Below are 15326 nucleotides of genomic sequence, written 5' to 3'. Positions count from 1 at the left end.
AGCAACACCAAGCCGGGTGAAGTTGGCAAGGATGGCAAGACGCCGGATGCGTCCAAGCTGGAGGCCTCACCCGTCGACAAGACTAAGGCCGATGCCGTAGCAGAAGAGGCCAGCAACACCAAGACGGGCGCAGTCGACAAGGACGGCAGGGAGATGACCGTCGCAGAAGCTTTGGATGCCTCCAAGGTTCAGCTTGCTGAAGCGAATGCCGAAGCTGGAAAGGAAACGGATGCTGCCGAGACCAACCCCGGCATTGGCAAGACGCGCACGGCAGGCGATATCGACGAAAACACTGTTGTCGGATACGACGAGAACAACAATCCCATAACGCACGCGCAATACGAAGCCAGCCGAGAAAAGAACAAGGTTCTTGAGCAGCCGGTGGACTCGAAAGAGACGACCAAACTTGTCGAAGACATCTATAGCAAGATTGGCAAGGACGAGCGCGTCAGCAAGGAATTCTACAGCTACCTCTTCAACAAATACAACACGCCGACGACACATGACGGCACCGACATCTACGAAAACCCGCAGAACTATACACCTTCCGAGAAGGTGCAGAGGTATGTCGATCTTCTCAAGGCCAACGGAGACTGGAAAAATTATCAGGAATTCATGACAACGCCCAACACGGGCGTCGGCGGAACAGTTAAAAACGAGCGCGAAGTAACCAAGGATCTGGAAGGGGCCATGCAGACCCTGATGCAGGACCCTGCAACAGCTTCTCTCTTTGCCAGCGAATATCTCACCGGCGTCGGCAAAATACTTAATGGCGAGCGTTTCCAGTCCGACGAGAACGGCAAGTATGATGAGGCATACACGAAGTCCATTACGGATATTCGCTCGTCTTTGGAGGCAGATTTCGATGCCAATATTGCCAAGGGCGGGGTGTTCAAGGACGGCGTGGAACGCGGCGTAAACGAGCATACGATGCTGCAGAAGTACAACAGCGCCATGACCGCCTATTCAGGTCTGCTGTCGAAAGAGTTCCTAGACAGCCGTTCGAACGAAGCCCAGACCGCCTATAACGAGTATTACAATAAGAATGTTGACCCCCTGCTGCCCAGTGGAGCAGACGGCATTCGCGAATTGACCTATGGCATCAACAAGGCTGGCATGTCACCAGAGGAACTCAGACGTGTGGGGATGACAACCCCAACCGTCGATGGTTTCGAGTGGCATAATTTCCAGCAGGAAGGCATCCAGACCAAGAATCTGGACAGCTACTTCGAGAACCAGAAGATCGATTCCAAGACGCAGCAGCAGTTCAAGGACATGGGCTTCTCGGACAAGGTGAAGCTTGACGGTATGACAGCCGCCTATCTGCCCACGGTGTCGAACCTCACCAACCAGGTTTTTGGGAACAGCAATGATAAGGACAGATCGCGCTTTGCTGAAACCGTCATGACCGAACTTCAACCCATGATTTCGCAATTGAACAAGGGCTTCAAGGACGGTGCGGAACTCGATACTTATGTCGCAGAGGTCCAAAAACGCCTCGATGGCGGAGACATGGCGAAATATTCCAATGAAATTGCAACGTCATTGAAGGGATTGGCGCGCGGTTCATCGCTTGCTGACAACATGCTCTTGCAAGGACTTGGCCGGGCCGTCGAAAACCCGAAAACAGAAAATCCGATGGCCCTGAAAGACATGCAAGCCATGCTGGCCCTTGGTACTGGCTATGAAGGCAAGTCCGTCTCCGGTGAGGTCGGGCAGAAGGTGTTTGGCGTTACCGATCGCAATTGGGACTCCGGCATGTTCAAAGAGTTCGGAAGAAACGACCTGAAACAATATTCCGAAAAGATGGCCAATGATTTCCGGACAGCCCGCCCCGGTGCCAGCGTAACCGAGCCCACATACAGCCTTCTTGATAAAACCAAAAAGGTCGATCAGCTTGTCCTCAATCCACTGGCAGACTCCATGGCGGCGGGATTGAACCTGAGCAAGCCTGAAGAGATCGCAATCTTCAAGCAGAATGCCGTTCAGCGGCTCAGCCAGATTTGGACGCTTGCAAAGCCCGGCGGCAATACGGAGCAGATGATCCGACAGTTCAGAGACCTCGCCAGTGTGAGCGGTGGCGCTTTCAATGAAGGCTCCATCAGTGTATCTGACCAAGGCAAAATGATCTCGAAATACGGCTCCGCACTCATAAAGAGTTCCCAGACCTACGTTGGCGCAGGAATACTGAACAGCAATGATCCCATGGCCGTATCCTATCTTGCTCTGAACGGTGTCTATACGGCGGGCTACGGTGCCCAGGCAGCCAATATCACCCTCAAGGCACCAGATATGGACTTTCGTACGCTGACACGTCTGGGCGAACACTCGGATGCGGCGCTGCGTGCAGCGAAACAGATCACGGGCAAACTCGGTGGCCTGGTTGGAGTGGCGGATATCGCGTCTCTTCCTGTTGGCGTCACCAACTTTGTCAGGGGCATCAAATCCGGCAATTTCGATACGGCGGAAACCGTGTTCCGAAGCTTCATGGTTGGTTCTGACGTCGGTGTGGCGGTCGATGGAGCCATGAACCTGGCGAGAGCAGTGATACCAAGCTCGGTTATCGCGGGCTCACGCTTCGCTCCCCTCTTCTCAGGAGCAGGCGGCGCAGTTATGTCCGCTCTCGGCGGTGCTGCAAACGTGATCGGTGCTGTGGCTGGCATTGGCCTGGGCATTTGGCAGCAACTCAAGGCTGAAAAACAGCAGGACCGCTTGAATAGCCGCATGGATGATCAGCTATGGCGCCTGACGCGAAACAGCGTCAGCCAGCATATCGGTCCATGGCCGGGCGCGGGCGATCCCTGGAACAGTGAGGACATGATCAAAAGGGATCGTGAAAACATGCTGTACAAGCAAGACGTTACCCCCATCGACTGGGCTGCCATCCAGGAGAACAACCGCAGGCGGAATGCACAGGCCTAAACAGCCGGGAACCGATAGTGGCATAATCCAGCTCGGGATACGCGAGAGCGGCCTGACTGCGGTCTACGCTCAGCGCCTCGGCGACCGCCTCCAAGACACACCCAGCGAGCCAGGTTCGCTGGGTGTTTTCGTATGCAAAGGTGCTGGTTCCGTCAGCGAGGGAATGAGTGAAAAGACGTGACATGGGCGTCAAAGCGTCAGCAGGAACAGCACGGACGTGCTTTTTTGATGCAGTGCAGACATTTGAACACAGTCCGCAGCAATCGAGTTGCCAGCCCTGCGCTGATCGAAGCGTCGCAGGGCCGTAATCTCTCAGCGAGATGCGTTGTCAGGCAGCGCGTCCGTAACTGATAGAGCTGCCGGTTTGGTGAGATGTTTGACCGAGATTAAATCCGCTCATCATGCTGAGCAAGCGTTGTGTTTCCTGCGCTAGGGTGGCCGCAGCAGCACTGCTTTCCTCTACCATCGCAGCATTTTGTTGCGTGGTCTGGTCCATCGTATTCACTGCACCGTTGACCTCTGTCAGACCGGTGGATTGCTCACGTGCCGCTGTTGAAATGGCAACGACATGATCGTTGATTTCGACAATCAAATCGCTAATTGATTTCAACGCGCCCCCCGTATCGCGCACGAGTTTTACCCCATTTGATACCTCTGCGGCGGAATTCTGGATAAGATCCTTGATTTCCTTTGCAGCCTTGGCCGAACGTTGCGCCAGTTCGCGAACTTCCTGAGCAACCACGGCAAAGCCTCGTCCTGCTTCACCGGCCCTCGCCGCCTCAACACCGGCGTTCAGCGCCAGCAGATTTGTCTGAAACGCGATTTCGTCGATCACGCTAATGATGTTGGAAATCTTGGACGATGAATCCTCGATACGGCTCATGGCATCCACGGCGTGAGAGACGACCTCACCCGACTTTTCGGCATTCATCTTGGCAGAACCCGCAACCTCACGCGCATCCTGCGCACGTTTGGCAGAGGAACTGACATTGGCGGTGATTTCCTCCAGCGCCGCAGCGGTTTCTTCCAGATTGGCAGCCTGAGATTCCGTGCGCCGTGACAGATCGGTTACACCTTGACTGATCTCACGTGTGCCATTGCTGATGACATCAACGCTCGCAACCACCTTGCGAAAGGTGTCGCAAAGCTGGTTGACCGATTGATTGAGATCGTGACGGAGGAACTCGAACTCAGGTGAAAACGGCTTAGTAAGCTGGAAGGCAAAATCGCCCGCACAGAGCTTTTTCAATGCATCGCCCAGCTGGCTGACCGTGTTGACACGATCGGTCACATCCGTTGCGAATTTAACGATCTTCACGACTTTACCGTTGAAATCCAAAATGGGGTTGTAAGAGGCCGAAATAACAACATCGCGTCCGTCTTTCGTGACCCGCTTGAACTCGGCCTGCTTGTAGCGCCCTTCCCGCAATTCACGCCAGAACGCTTTGTATTCCTCGCTGGAGGCGTAGCTTTTTTCGACAAACAGGCTGTGATGCTGACCGACAATTTCCTGAAGCGAGTAGCCCATCACCTTGGTAAAGTTCTCATTCGCCGTCATGATTCTTCCGTCGGTATCAAACTCAATGATTGCCTGGGAACGGCTTATGGCAGCTATCTGGGCCGCATAATCCATGTTCAGCAGGCGCGCCTTGGCATCTGCCCATTCCACCACGAAACCAACCGTCTTTCCGCCTTCGATGAGGGGCGTCACCACCAGGTCAAACACCAGTTGGCCTACACGGATCGTCGCGCTGTGTCGCTCTTTCAAACTCGCCAACATGTTGCGCTGATGTGACGGGTTCTTGTGGAAAATGTCGATGTTACTGCCGATCAGCTTATCCACCGCAAATCGAGGCAGTTCCTTCTTAAGATCAGATTCCGCTTCTTTCAGCAAACCCGTAACTGCCGGGTTCATATACACGATGTTGAACTTTGCATCGGCCACCATGACATTGGCCTGCAAGGCTTCAAGAGAAAGGTTCTTCACGACGGCTGCTGAATCAAACAGAGAACGAATGCCCATTTAAAATCCCCTCGGAACTCTATCACCCATTCCCGCCCAGGAAGGTACGTGAGTAGTCCGAGAAATATATACAAAAAATGAAAAAATCCCTAATTTCCGGATTTTTGTATACCTTTTGACTGCGAGTCAACAGAAAGAACCAAGTGAAACTACGTAAATCGCGAGATTTTTATTAGAATTTTGAATCCGATACAGACTATTCTTCGTGAAGAGCTTGGCGGAAACTGGCCAGATCGGAAAAGAAACGCACGTCGCGAATGGGCTGAAGGCCTGCCAGACCAGCGCCGCCGATCCAGACTGCCACGCGTGCTGGCAACTTGGCCCGGATCTCGTAAATCTGCCGCTCGGCCGCCTTCGGCTTGATGCATAAACCACTGAGACATACGCAGCGGGCAGCGCAAGCAAGGCTTGCTTCCACAACTTCGGAAGGCGGCAGATCCGGGCCCAGGTAAAGCACGTTCCAGCCCGCGAGACGCGCCACAAGCGCCACGCAAAGCGCACCGATCTCGTGACTTTCCCCTTCCGGCGTCGTCGCAACGAGAACTGGCGCATCAGCGAGTGCGGGCGACACCTCTTCCAGCATGCCGTTCAAAATACGTTTGAGCGCGGCACTGGCATAATGTTCGGCGGCAATGGAAACCTCACCATCGGCCCACAAGTCACCAATGGCGTTCTGAAGCGGGGAAACGATCTTATCGATAAAATCCTCGGCATCGTAGCGGTCTGCCCTGTCATGAAGCCAGCGATCGAGGTGCTGAAATTCCATGGCCTTGACGGCAGCGATGGCCGGCTCCAGCGTCTGCTGTATCTGGACGCCCGCCTTCAGCCCCTGCAATTGTGCCAGAGACAACGAGACAATGTTCCCGATTCGATACCCGGCATCTGTGCAAAGCTTTAGCAAACGCAGACGTTCTGCCTGCTCAAAGGTATACAAACGGCGCCCTGTTTCGGTGCGCTGTTCCGGCTCAAGACCGTAGCGCCGTTCCCAGGCATGCAGAACCAGCTTTGTCAGACCGGAATGCTTGAGCGTTTCAGCAAGACTGAGCAGATCCGTCATGACATTTTCTCACGGCGCTCCCCGTTTGGAACGCCTTTCATTCTATTCGATTCCAGCAGCACGAAAAGAGGGCTCATCCTGCTGCTGCATCACAAATTAGAAACCCGTGGAATTGCTTCCACGGGTTCAAGTCTTTCAGCAATACCAGAACTCAGCCGATTTCGGACTGGCTCTCGATAATGCGGGATACCAGACCATAGGCCACAGCATCTTCTGCGCTCAGCCAGTAATCGCGGTCGATGTCCTTGGCGATCTTCTCTTCGCTCTGGCCGGTCGCCTTGGCGAAAATCTTGATGAGGCGCTGGTTCATCTTGATGATTTCGCGGGCCTGGATTTCGATATCCGACACCATGCCGCGTGTACCGCCAGACGGTTGGTGCAGCAGGAAGCGGGTGTTCGGCAAGCAGATGCGGCGCTCCTTCGGAACGGACACATAAATCAGGGCACCGGCAGAGGCCACCCAGCCGGTTCCGATGATCCAGACCTTCGGCTTGATGAACTTGATCATGTCGTGGATGGAATCACCCGATTCCACGTGACCGCCCGGCGAGTTCACGTAAATGCGGATGTCGTCATCGCTGGCAGCGGCCAGGGCAACAAGCTGCGTGCAAACCTTCTGGGCCAGTTCCATGGTGATGGCGCCATAGATGAAGATAGAACGCGACTTGAAAAGATTCGCCTCCGTTTCTTTGCCGAGTGGCAATTCCTTCGTCTTGTCGTCTTCATTCTCATCGTTCATCGAACAGTCTCCAGAGTGAATTTCGTCTTCTCGGACATAATGCGTTCGCACGCACAAAACAATCATGCAGCGCATGTTATGATGAATAGGCCCTTCGTCATTTTACGGATAGACAACTTTTTAGGCAGTGCCTAATCTCGCGCCTTACGCAGTGCAGCATTAGAAAATGGCCTGCTTTCGAATGTTCAGGGGAACCATAATGTTCAAACGTCTCTCACTCTCCGCCGCCCTTTTGACTGCGGCAACGGCACCGGCTTTCGCCCATCTGGACCCTCTTGCGCACGGATCATTCGCTGCAGGGCTTACCCACCCCATTTTCGGCGCAGATCATGTGCTGGCCATGGTGGCTGTCGGCCTTTGGGCAACACAGATCGCCAGCCAGTCCGGCCGCCGTTCTGCACTGTGGATTGTTCCGGCATCTTTCGTCGGCACCATGGCGCTCGGCTTTTTCGCTGCGGTTCTGGGGGTTCAACTTCCTTTCGTTGAACCGGCCATCCTGGCATCGGTCATCGGCCTCGGCCTGCTCGTTGCCCTTGCCGTGCGGGTACCGCTTGCTGCCTCTGCCGCCATTGTCGGTATCTTTGCGCTTTTCCACGGCCATGCCCACGGCGCAGAACTGGGTGCCGCCGGTGCGCTGCAATTCGGCCTTGGCTTCATCGCGGCAACAGCTCTGCTGCATCTCGCAGGTGTCTTGCTCGGCATCAGCGTCAGCCGCGCCGCGCCCTCCATCACGCGTGCAGCAGGTGCCATCACCGCGCTGGCAGGGCTTTCCCTCGCCTTCGGCGGATGATGCTTCACGCATCGCGAAGCCGGCGCTTGAGTTCGGCTTCGCATTACAGAGATTTAAGGCAGCATCCCGGTGACAGTGCCCGAATTTCTCCCTACTTCCTGATCATGGATTTCTGGTCCCAGTCGAGGAAGAGACAATGTCGCCGGAAGAACGCCAACTGCTCACAGGCCTTTTTGAACGTATCCAGACCGCCACCGCAACAGCCCGCGATGGAGAGGCGGAACAATTGATCGCAGAGGCTGTGAGGCGCGAACCCTCTGCGCCCTATTACCTGGCGCAAGCGGTTATCGTGCAGGAAAAGGGCCTTGAAGCAGCATCCAAACGCATCTCCGAACTGGAAGCGCGCATTCGCCAGTTGGAGACGGCACAGCCTGCGCCCGTACAGGAACAGCGCGGCGGATTTCTCAGCTCCATTTTCGGCTCCAGCCAGCCTCCGCAACAGCAGCAACCTGCCCCGCCTCAGCCGCAACGCCCCTATAATGGCGCCCCCACCGGCCCCTGGGGGCAATCCATGGAAGCAGCGCCCCAACAGCCGCAGCCTTACGGCCAGCCGCAACCCACCGGCCCGTGGACTGCGGCGCGCTCGCCATCCGGCGGCAGCAGCTTTCTAACGGGCGCTTTGGGAACGGCCGCGGGCGTGGCGGGCGGCATGCTTCTTGCCAATTCGCTCAGCGGAATTTTCAGCCATCACATGGCCGGTCTCGGCCTTGGATCTCCCGTAGCGGAAGGGTTGGCGACAGCACCCATCGAGGAAACCGTCATCAACAATTATTATGGTGACGCAGCCGGCAACAACGACGCCAACACATCCGGCAATGCCGCACAGCCCGATACACAAACTGCTGACGATAACATCCAGCAGGCCGACTACGATGACAGCAATGACTGGTCATCGGGCGATGATGGCGATTTCGGCGGCGACGACAGCAGCTATGCTTGAGTGAAGGGGCAAGCTCCTTGCCCCTCTTCCGCCTTGTTAATGAGTGACGCCGCCTACTGACCTTCGGCCCCAGCCCTTCGCTCGGCAGCATGTCCAGCAAACGTGCGTCAGCGGTTTTGCGTCAGGACTGCGTAAAACAAGAAGCAGAGCATTTCCAATGCCGTTGGCTTAATCGGAAATGCTTTAGGCTAAGGGCGTTCGAGGCTCAAAACGCTCCACTGGAGCCTTTTGTCGGCTTCGCCGCCGCCTGCTGGCCTGCGGCCCCGGCCCTTCGCTCGGCAGCATGTCCAGCAAAAGTGCGTCAGCGGTTTTGCGTCAGGACTGCGTAAAACAAGAAACAGAGCATTTCCAATGCCGTTGGCTTAATCGGAAATGCTTTGGGCTCAGGGCGTTCGAGGCTCAAAACGCTCCACTGGAGCCTTTTGTCGGCTTCGCCGCCGCCTGCTGGCCTGCGGCCCCGGCCCTTCGCTTTAGGCTCAGGGCGTTCGAGGCTCAAAACGCTCCACTGGAGCCTTTTGTCGGCTTCGCCGCCGCCTCTCACCCCCGGCCGCGGTAGGTGGCAACGCCTTGGTCCGGCAGCCATACGCCTTCCGGCGCAGGGCCGGTCTGCCAGAACACATCAATGGGGATCCCGCCGCGTGGATACCAATAGGCGCCAATCCGCAGCCATTTGGGTTCGAGCAGATCCACAAGCCGCTTGGCGATATAGACCGAGCAATCTTCATGGAAGGCGCCATGATTGCGGAAGGATGTGAGGAACAGTTTCAAAGACTTGGATTCGACGAGAAAGCCGTTCGGAATATAGTCGATGACGATATGGGCAAAATCCGGCTGCCCCGTCATCGGGCAGAGTGAGGTGAATTCCGGTGCGGTGAACCGCACGACGAAATCTGTTCCTGCATTGCCATTCGGCACCTTTTCCAGCACGGCCGTTTCCGGGCTGCTGGGCGCTTCCACCTGCTGGCCGAGCTGCGAGAGCCCGCTGACATCCGTTTTGCTCATCTCTTCTGACCTTCTACCTGAACCCTGACCCCATGCGCGCGCTCGCCTTCCGGCTCGACATGGATGGCAAGGGATGCGCCCTGAACGGCGTCCTTGATTGCATCTTCCAGACGGTCGCATATTTCATGCGCCTCGCCCACTGACATGGCTGCCGGTACCACAAGGTGGAAATCGATGAAAGCTGCCGAACCCGCACGGCGGGTGCGCAAATCATGCACACCTAATGCACCTGCGGAATGGGTAGCAATCGCCTTGCGAATGGCCTCCTCCTCCTCAGGCTCCACAGCCCGGTCCATCAGTGCCCCGACGGAATGGGAAATCAGCTTCCAGCCCTGCCAGAGAATGTTGAAGGCAACAATAATGGCAAGAAGCGGATCCAGAATGGCATAGCCCGTCAGGATGGCCAGGACGAGGCCAATGAATACACCGGCAGAGGTGACGACATCCGACATGATGTGGTGGCCATCCGCCTTCAACGCCGGGGAGCGATGCAGCGTGCCGATGCGAATGAGAAGTGTTGCCCAGACCGCATTGATCACCCCGGCAAACCCGTTGATCGCAAGACCCAGAACCGGCGCATGCGGCAGGACCGGAGCCACAAGCCCGGCCCAGGCTTCCTTGATGATCAGAAGCGCTGCCAGAACAATCAGCACCCCTTCAAAAACCGCAGAAAGATATTCCGCCTTGTGATGACCGAACGGATGATCTTCATCGGCCGGTTGCTGGGCGTAGCGAATCACGAAATAGGCAATCACCGCCGCCGTGACATTCACAAGCGATTCAAGCCCATCGGACAAAAGCGCCACGGATCCGGTCACCCACCAGGCGAGAAGCTTCAGCCCCATGACAGCGACAGAAAGCGGAATGCCCCAGAAGGCAAAGCGCTGGACCAGCTTATGATCGGGTTGGCTCATGAGATTTCCTGCGCATGCGAATGATTTGCAATAGCCATGAAACGGCAAAACCGCCGGCGCTTTTGGCACCCGGCGGTTTTGTGGCAGCGTCTATGGCTCACTTTCAGGTCGATGTCAAAATCTTATGCGAGAGTCATGGCATCACCGGCCATAAATCCGCCACAGGCCGGTCACTTGAGTTCGGCCAGAAGATCCGATGACGATAGCCGGGGGATAGTGCGAACATGAGGCTGGCAGCAATTGTGCTGAAGAAAACCGGGCTCACGATGTTGAGCCTGCTCGTCGCGCTGCTGCTTTGGCTTGGCTACCTGCAACTGGTCGGCAATTTCCACGAGGTCATTCCCGGCCGTCTGTATCGATCGGCACAACTTTCGTCCCAAAGCCTTGGCTCTTACCTGGAGGAGTACAAGATCAAAACGGTCATCAACCTGCGCGGGGAGCACATCGGCAGCCCATGGTATGATCAGGAACTGGCGACAGTGGAAAGCCATGGCGCCCGGGAAGTGAATTTCGAAATGTCGGCGCGCACGCCTTTAAGTATCGAGCGCACATTCGCGCTTCTTGATATTCTGCGCCATGCGGAAGGCCCGATCCTCATCCACTGCCGCAGCGGCGCAGATAGAACCGGCCTCGCCTCCGTCATCTATCTTCAGCAAATCGCGGGCATTGATGAGGAAACCGCCGAATGGCAGCTCTCCCCCCTGTTCGGCCACCTGAACCTGCCCTTCATCAAGGAATATGCCATGGATTCCACCTGGGAAGCCTTTGAGAAGGTCATCGGCCTGGATAGCTGACTGCAATTCCGTCTATAGAACGATTGAATAATTCTTGATGTTACATCCCCGAAAAGGTGGTTATGGGATGGGATTGAGTGGTGCGACAGAATAAGCACAACCTGCCAAGCTGTTTTCTGCATCATGACTTTGCCGCGCGTGGGAGAGCTAGCAATGAGTTCAGCCGACAAAAGACAGCACCTCAACGAAACGGTAAAAAACGAAATAAAAAACTCCGTCTTATGCTGGCTCGCGACGGTTGATGCAGGCGGAACACCCAATGTGACGCCCAAGGAGATATTCTCTTATGTCGGGAATGATCGCATTGTGATCGCGGACATCGCTTCATCCAACAGCGTTCGTAATATCCGCGCACAGCCCCGCGTATGTGTCAGCTTTGTCGATGTCTTTCGCCAACGCGGCTTCAAGATCATCGGTACAGCGACTGTTATCGCGCCAGAAGAGGAAAATTTCGCCATTCTAGGTGCAGAGCTTCTGCAAATGGCAGGCAAAGATTACCCAATCCGCAATGTGATCTCGATAGAGGTCGAAAAGGTCTCTCGTATCTGGGCGCCAAGCTATGCCCTCTTCCCAGAACGCACGGAGGAGGAGCGAATGGAAAGCGGCTACGCTATCTACGGCGTGAGACCACTATAGAGAGCGAGCTGAGCCAGCCTCATGGGCAGCGCAGGTGGATCTTTATCAAGATGAACTGATCGATGCTGCAACTGAAAGAGGCCGGGCTTCAACCGGCCTCTTAATCTAAGTTAGCGGCTCAGGCCGCTTCAACTTTCGCCTTGCGGGAAAGATGCGCTACCACATTTTCGATCATACGCATGCCGGCATCGCCGCCCAGCGTCATGATGGATTCGGGGTGGAACTGCACCGCAGCCACAGGCTCCTTGGCGTGCTCGATGCCCATGATCGTGCCATCTTCGCTTTCAGCGGTGATGATGAAATCGGGATGCAGCGTCTTGGGATCGGCAAAGATCGAGTGATAGCGACCGACAGTCACTTCCTTGCCAAGGCCTGAGAACACGATGCCCGGTTCCAGAACCCGGATGCGGGACGGCTTGCCATGCATCGGAACCGCCAGATGACGCAGTTCGCCACCATAGGCCTCGGCCAGAGCCTGAAGGCCAAGGCAGACGCCGAAAATGGGAAGCCCCTTCGCGCGCGCCGTCTTGATAGTGTTCTTGCAGTCGAAGTCCTGCGGATTGCCCGGTCCAGGCGACAGAACCACCAGATCCGGCTTGATCCGGTCGTAGATTTCTTCCGGCACCGGGGTGCGCACGGTGGAAACCTCCGCTCCCGTCTGGCGGAAATAATTCGCCAGCGTGTGGACGAAGCTGTCCTCGTGGTCCACCAGCAGGATTTTCACCCCCTGCCCCACGGCGGCAACATCGCGCCCCGCCTTGGCAGTGTTTCCGGTGCGTGCATCGCGAATGGCTGAAATCATGGCAGATGCCTTCAGTTCGGTTTCGGCTTCTTCCTCGTGCGGGTCAGAATCGTTGAGGAGCGTCGCACCGGCGCGCACTTCCGCAATGCCATCCTTGATGCGAATGGTGCGCAAAGTCAGGCCGGTATTCATGTCGCCATTGAAGCCAACCATGCCAATGGCACCGCCATACCAGGCGCGCGGGCTCTTCTCGTGCTTCTCGATGAAGCGCATGGCCCAGAGCTTGGGCGCGCCTGTCACCGTGACCGCCCAGGCATGGCTGAGGAAGCCATCGAAGGCATCCATATCCGGACGCAGGCGACCCTCGATATGATCCACCGTATGGATAAGGCGGGAATACATCTCGATCTGGCGACGCCCGATAACCTTGACTGAACCGGGTTCGCAAACGCGGCTCTTGTCGTTGCGGTCCACGTCGGAGCACATGGTCAGCTCGGATTCGTCCTTCTTCGAATTGAGCAGCTTGAGAATCTGCTCGCTATCGGAGATGGCGTCCTCGCCGCGCTTGATCGTACCGGAAATCGGGCAGGTTTCGATGCGGCGACCAGAAACGCGCACGAACATTTCCGGTGAAGCCCCCACCAGATATTCCTGCTGGCCGAGATTGATGAAGAAGGAATAGGGCGAGGGATTGATCGCCTTGAGGCGATTGGAAATCTGCGATGGCTTGCTGTCGCAGCGCTCCATGAACTTCTGCCCGGGAACGACCTCGAACAGGTCGCCGCGACGGAAGCTCTCCTTGGCTTTCACCACAAGCTCCGAATATTCGCCGGGACGATGATCGCCCTTCGGCGGGATGGTATCCGTCGTGCGGAAAGGCTCTGCTGGAATATCCTGCGCCTTGCCGAATGTGGTCTTATTCCCACGGCTGAAATCGTAACGGTCGATCCAGGCTTTCGCCGAGTAGTGATCGACCACCAGAATTTCGTCCGGCAGGAACAGCACCATGTCACGCTGGTCATCCGGGCGCTTCAAGGCCAGTTCGATGGAATCGAACTGGAACGCCAGATCGTAACCAAACGCGCCGAAAAGACCAATGGAGCTATCTGCATCCGAATGGAAGAGATCGACAACCGCGCGCAGAACCGTAAACACGGTCGGCATCTTGGAGCGCTCTTCTTCCGTAAACGCACGTGTCGGCAGATTAACGGAAAGATCCAGTCGACGGGCGCTGCGTTCGCCCAGCGTCAACTCGCTTTCAAGTGCAAGACGCTCGGCAATAAAATCCAGCAGAACCTCGCCGCGCTCATTGTAAGCTTCGATCCAGACCTTGCGGCCGAAGGAGGAAATGCCAAGCGGCGGATCGACAATGGCCGTATCCCAGCGCGTATAGCGGCCTGGATATTCATAGTTGGACGAGAAAACAGCGCCGCGCCGCTCATCCAGCTTGTCGACATAGGTTGAAATGGCATCCGCATAGGGTGCGGCCCTGCGCTTGCGGCTGACCTTGATCCCGCCTCGGGTCTCATAGACCTCGGAACCATCGTCTTCAATGATTGTCACCATGCTCCACCTCTGGACTTCTCTGTCCTGTTCGATGCACGCATAAACACCAATAGCGGTGCTTCATACGCGCTCCAGACCCGGCTTCGGAGGGGCTTCTCAACAAGAAAGCCGCCTCGATGGTCGGGCGGCTTTGTCTTGTCTTTGAACATGACTGGTCAAGGCCGCGTTTTCAGCGAGCCCACCACCAGATAGCCATGATCAGCGACGTTTTCATGGGCGAAACTGATACCCCAGCCAAAGCCCCTTCGCAAGAGCCTGCATGCAGTTGCAGCACAAGGAATGCGACCAAATTCGACCTGATGCGTTATCCGCAGCATCCGAAGCGGAGGACACGCATGCATCACCCTCTCCTGCTGGTCACAGCAGCACTTGTCATCCTCCTCGGCGCATCGCTTCCAGAGAAAGGCCCCCTGCCCGAAGAAAAGCCGGATACAAGAACGGATACGGCAAGCCCGGCCGCCCCCACACTGCCGGAAGGCACAGAAGCACCGAAGCCTCACACGAAGGACGCGCCCGCCACCCTGCCGACCGTGTCCGAGGACGGGGAGAAGTCTTCTCCCTCAACCAAACCCGACGACACGGCGGTAGATGCGCCATCTGAGAGTGCAGAGCCTCCTGCCTCCGCAATTGTCAAGGAAGATCGCGAAAAGCTGGCGGCCTGCCTTTCGGATCTCAAATCCGTGGGTGCGATCTTCAGCGAAACGGACCCGATTTCCGAGGAGGAAGGCGTGTGTGGCATCGAGAAGCCGCTCATCGTCCGCAAGCCCCTGCCCGGCGTCACGCTTTCCGAACCCACACCGATGCGCTGCGAGGCCGCCCGCGCGCTTTCCCACTGGCTGAAGGACACCGTGCAGCCTGCCTTGGCGGTCGCCGTGCCGAATGCCAAATTGACCGGCGTTCGCAATGCAACGACCTATGCCTGCCGCAAGCGCAACCATGCGGACGCGGGCAAGATTTCAGAGCATGCGCGTGGCAATGCCATCGATATAATCGCGCTGGAACTGGATCAGGGAGAGCCGGTGAAAATGACCCCGAAGGCTGAGGATTCAACCATGATCGGCGCCTTCCAGAGAACCGTCACCGCCGGTGCCTGCCTGCACTTTACCACGGTGCTGTCGCCAGGCAGCGATGCAACGCATGAGGACCATTTGCATCTGGACGTTCTTGAGCGAAACGGAGGCTATCGCTACTGCCGCTAAAT

Annotated in this window: 12 protein-coding genes; 6 read left to right on the top strand and 6 right to left on the bottom strand. The window is 56.5% G+C overall.

The features are described from left to right. A partial coding sequence (locus ACFSE1_RS11620; protein WP_377401110.1) for a hypothetical protein occupies window positions 1-2922 on the top strand: 2922 nt, incomplete at its 5' end. 328 nt (window positions 2923-3250) lie between these two features. Here ACFSE1_RS11620 and ACFSE1_RS11615 read toward each other — a convergent pair. The 3 genes from ACFSE1_RS11615 to ACFSE1_RS11605 form a co-directional block, all read right to left on the bottom strand. After that, complete coding sequence (locus ACFSE1_RS11615) at window positions 3251-4870, bottom strand: methyl-accepting chemotaxis protein (protein ID WP_377401107.1); 1620 nt, start codon at window positions 4868-4870, stop codon at window positions 3251-3253. 271 nt (window positions 4871-5141) lie between these two features. Further along, window positions 5142-6002 (bottom strand): MerR family transcriptional regulator, encoded by an 861-nt coding sequence (locus ACFSE1_RS11610; RefSeq protein WP_377401104.1) that lies wholly within the window; start codon window positions 6000-6002, stop codon window positions 5142-5144. Window positions 6003-6153: 151 nt separating this feature from the next. Next, complete coding sequence (locus tag ACFSE1_RS11605) at window positions 6154-6741, bottom strand: ATP-dependent Clp protease proteolytic subunit (RefSeq protein ID WP_377401101.1); 588 nt, start codon at window positions 6739-6741, stop codon at window positions 6154-6156. Between the two features lie 199 nt (window positions 6742-6940). Here ACFSE1_RS11605 and ACFSE1_RS11600 point away from each other — a divergent pair, with 199 nt between their 5' ends. Together ACFSE1_RS11600 and ACFSE1_RS11595 are read left to right on the top strand one after the other, a co-directional pair. Continuing rightward, entirely contained in the window at window positions 6941-7531 is a 591-nt protein-coding gene (locus tag ACFSE1_RS11600) for a HupE/UreJ family protein (RefSeq protein ID WP_377401098.1), read from the top strand. A 136-nt stretch (window positions 7532-7667) separates the two neighbouring features. Next, the gene (locus ACFSE1_RS11595) at window positions 7668-8471 is read left to right on the top strand and encodes a DUF2076 domain-containing protein (RefSeq protein WP_377401095.1); all 804 of its coding nucleotides are present in this window, start codon (window positions 7668-7670) and stop codon (window positions 8469-8471) included. A gap of 537 nt (window positions 8472-9008) precedes the next feature. On the opposite strand, the gene queF is transcribed toward ACFSE1_RS11595, so the two are convergent. Both queF and ACFSE1_RS11585 read right to left on the bottom strand, forming a co-directional pair. Continuing rightward, window positions 9009-9473: a preQ(1) synthase gene (gene queF, locus ACFSE1_RS11590; protein ID WP_377401092.1), complete on the bottom strand. Its 465-nt coding sequence runs from the start codon at window positions 9471-9473 to the stop codon at window positions 9009-9011. Then, window positions 9470-10387: a cation diffusion facilitator family transporter gene (locus ACFSE1_RS11585; RefSeq protein WP_377401089.1), complete on the bottom strand. Its 918-nt coding sequence runs from the start codon at window positions 10385-10387 to the stop codon at window positions 9470-9472. Before ACFSE1_RS11585 ends, queF begins: the two co-directional genes overlap by 4 nt. A 224-nt stretch (window positions 10388-10611) precedes the next feature. On the opposite strand from ACFSE1_RS11585, the gene ACFSE1_RS11580 reads away from it, so the two are divergent. Further along, on the top strand, window positions 10612-11181 hold the full coding sequence (locus ACFSE1_RS11580; RefSeq protein ID WP_377401086.1) for a tyrosine-protein phosphatase: 570 nt from the start codon (window positions 10612-10614) through the stop codon (window positions 11179-11181). A 153-nt stretch (window positions 11182-11334) separates the two neighbouring features. Then, window positions 11335-11817 (top strand): pyridoxamine 5'-phosphate oxidase family protein, encoded by a 483-nt coding sequence (locus ACFSE1_RS11575; protein ID WP_377401083.1) that lies wholly within the window; start codon window positions 11335-11337, stop codon window positions 11815-11817. Between the two features lie 118 nt (window positions 11818-11935). On the opposite strand, the gene ACFSE1_RS11570 is transcribed toward ACFSE1_RS11575, so the two are convergent. Then, on the bottom strand, window positions 11936-14125 hold the full coding sequence (locus tag ACFSE1_RS11570; RefSeq protein ID WP_377401080.1) for an anthranilate synthase: 2190 nt from the start codon (window positions 14123-14125) through the stop codon (window positions 11936-11938). Between the two features lie 335 nt (window positions 14126-14460). Between ACFSE1_RS11570 and ACFSE1_RS11565 the strand changes: the two genes are divergently transcribed. Beyond that, a complete protein-coding gene (locus ACFSE1_RS11565; RefSeq protein ID WP_377401077.1) occupies window positions 14461-15324 on the top strand; it encodes an extensin-like domain-containing protein in 864 nt (287 codons plus the stop codon). Window positions 15325-15326: the final 2 nt, after the last annotated feature.

It is taken from the genome of Affinirhizobium helianthi (genome assembly GCF_042680945.1).
Classification (GTDB): Bacteria; Pseudomonadota; Alphaproteobacteria; order Rhizobiales; family Rhizobiaceae; genus Neorhizobium; species Neorhizobium helianthi.
The sequence above is the reverse complement of the archived record's forward strand: the minus strand, read 5'-3'. Positions and strand labels throughout refer to the sequence as shown.

What these genes read in the sequence shown, in the direction of transcription:
- ACFSE1_RS11600 (WP_377401098.1), top strand. Translation starts at nt 6,941, where the DNA reads ATGTTCAAACGTCTCTCACTCTCCGCCGCCCTTTTGACTGCGGCAACG.
- ACFSE1_RS11595 (WP_377401095.1), top strand. Translation starts at nt 7,668, where the DNA reads ATGTCGCCGGAAGAACGCCAACTGCTCACAGGCCTTTTTGAACGTATC.
- ACFSE1_RS11605 (WP_377401101.1), bottom strand. Translation starts at nt 6,741, where the DNA reads ATGAACGATGAGAATGAAGACGACAAGACGAAGGAATTGCCACTCGGC.
- ACFSE1_RS11615 (WP_377401107.1), bottom strand. Translation starts at nt 4,870, where the DNA reads ATGGTGGCCGATGCAAAGTTCAACATCGTGTATATGAACCCGGCAGTT.
- ACFSE1_RS11580 (WP_377401086.1), top strand. Translation starts at nt 10,612, where the DNA reads ATGAGGCTGGCAGCAATTGTGCTGAAGAAAACCGGGCTCACGATGTTG.
- ACFSE1_RS11610 (WP_377401104.1), bottom strand. Translation starts at nt 6,002, where the DNA reads ATGACGGATCTGCTCAGTCTTGCTGAAACGCTCAAGCATTCCGGTCTG.
- ACFSE1_RS11570 (WP_377401080.1), bottom strand. Translation starts at nt 14,125, where the DNA reads ATGGTGACAATCATTGAAGACGATGGTTCCGAGGTCTATGAGACCCGA.
- ACFSE1_RS11575 (WP_377401083.1), top strand. Translation starts at nt 11,335, where the DNA reads ATGAGTTCAGCCGACAAAAGACAGCACCTCAACGAAACGGTAAAAAAC.
- ACFSE1_RS11565 (WP_377401077.1), top strand. Translation starts at nt 14,461, where the DNA reads ATGCATCACCCTCTCCTGCTGGTCACAGCAGCACTTGTCATCCTCCTC.
- ACFSE1_RS11585 (WP_377401089.1), bottom strand. Translation starts at nt 10,387, where the DNA reads ATGAGCCAACCCGATCATAAGCTGGTCCAGCGCTTTGCCTTCTGGGGC.
- queF (WP_377401092.1), bottom strand. Translation starts at nt 9,473, where the DNA reads ATGAGCAAAACGGATGTCAGCGGGCTCTCGCAGCTCGGCCAGCAGGTG.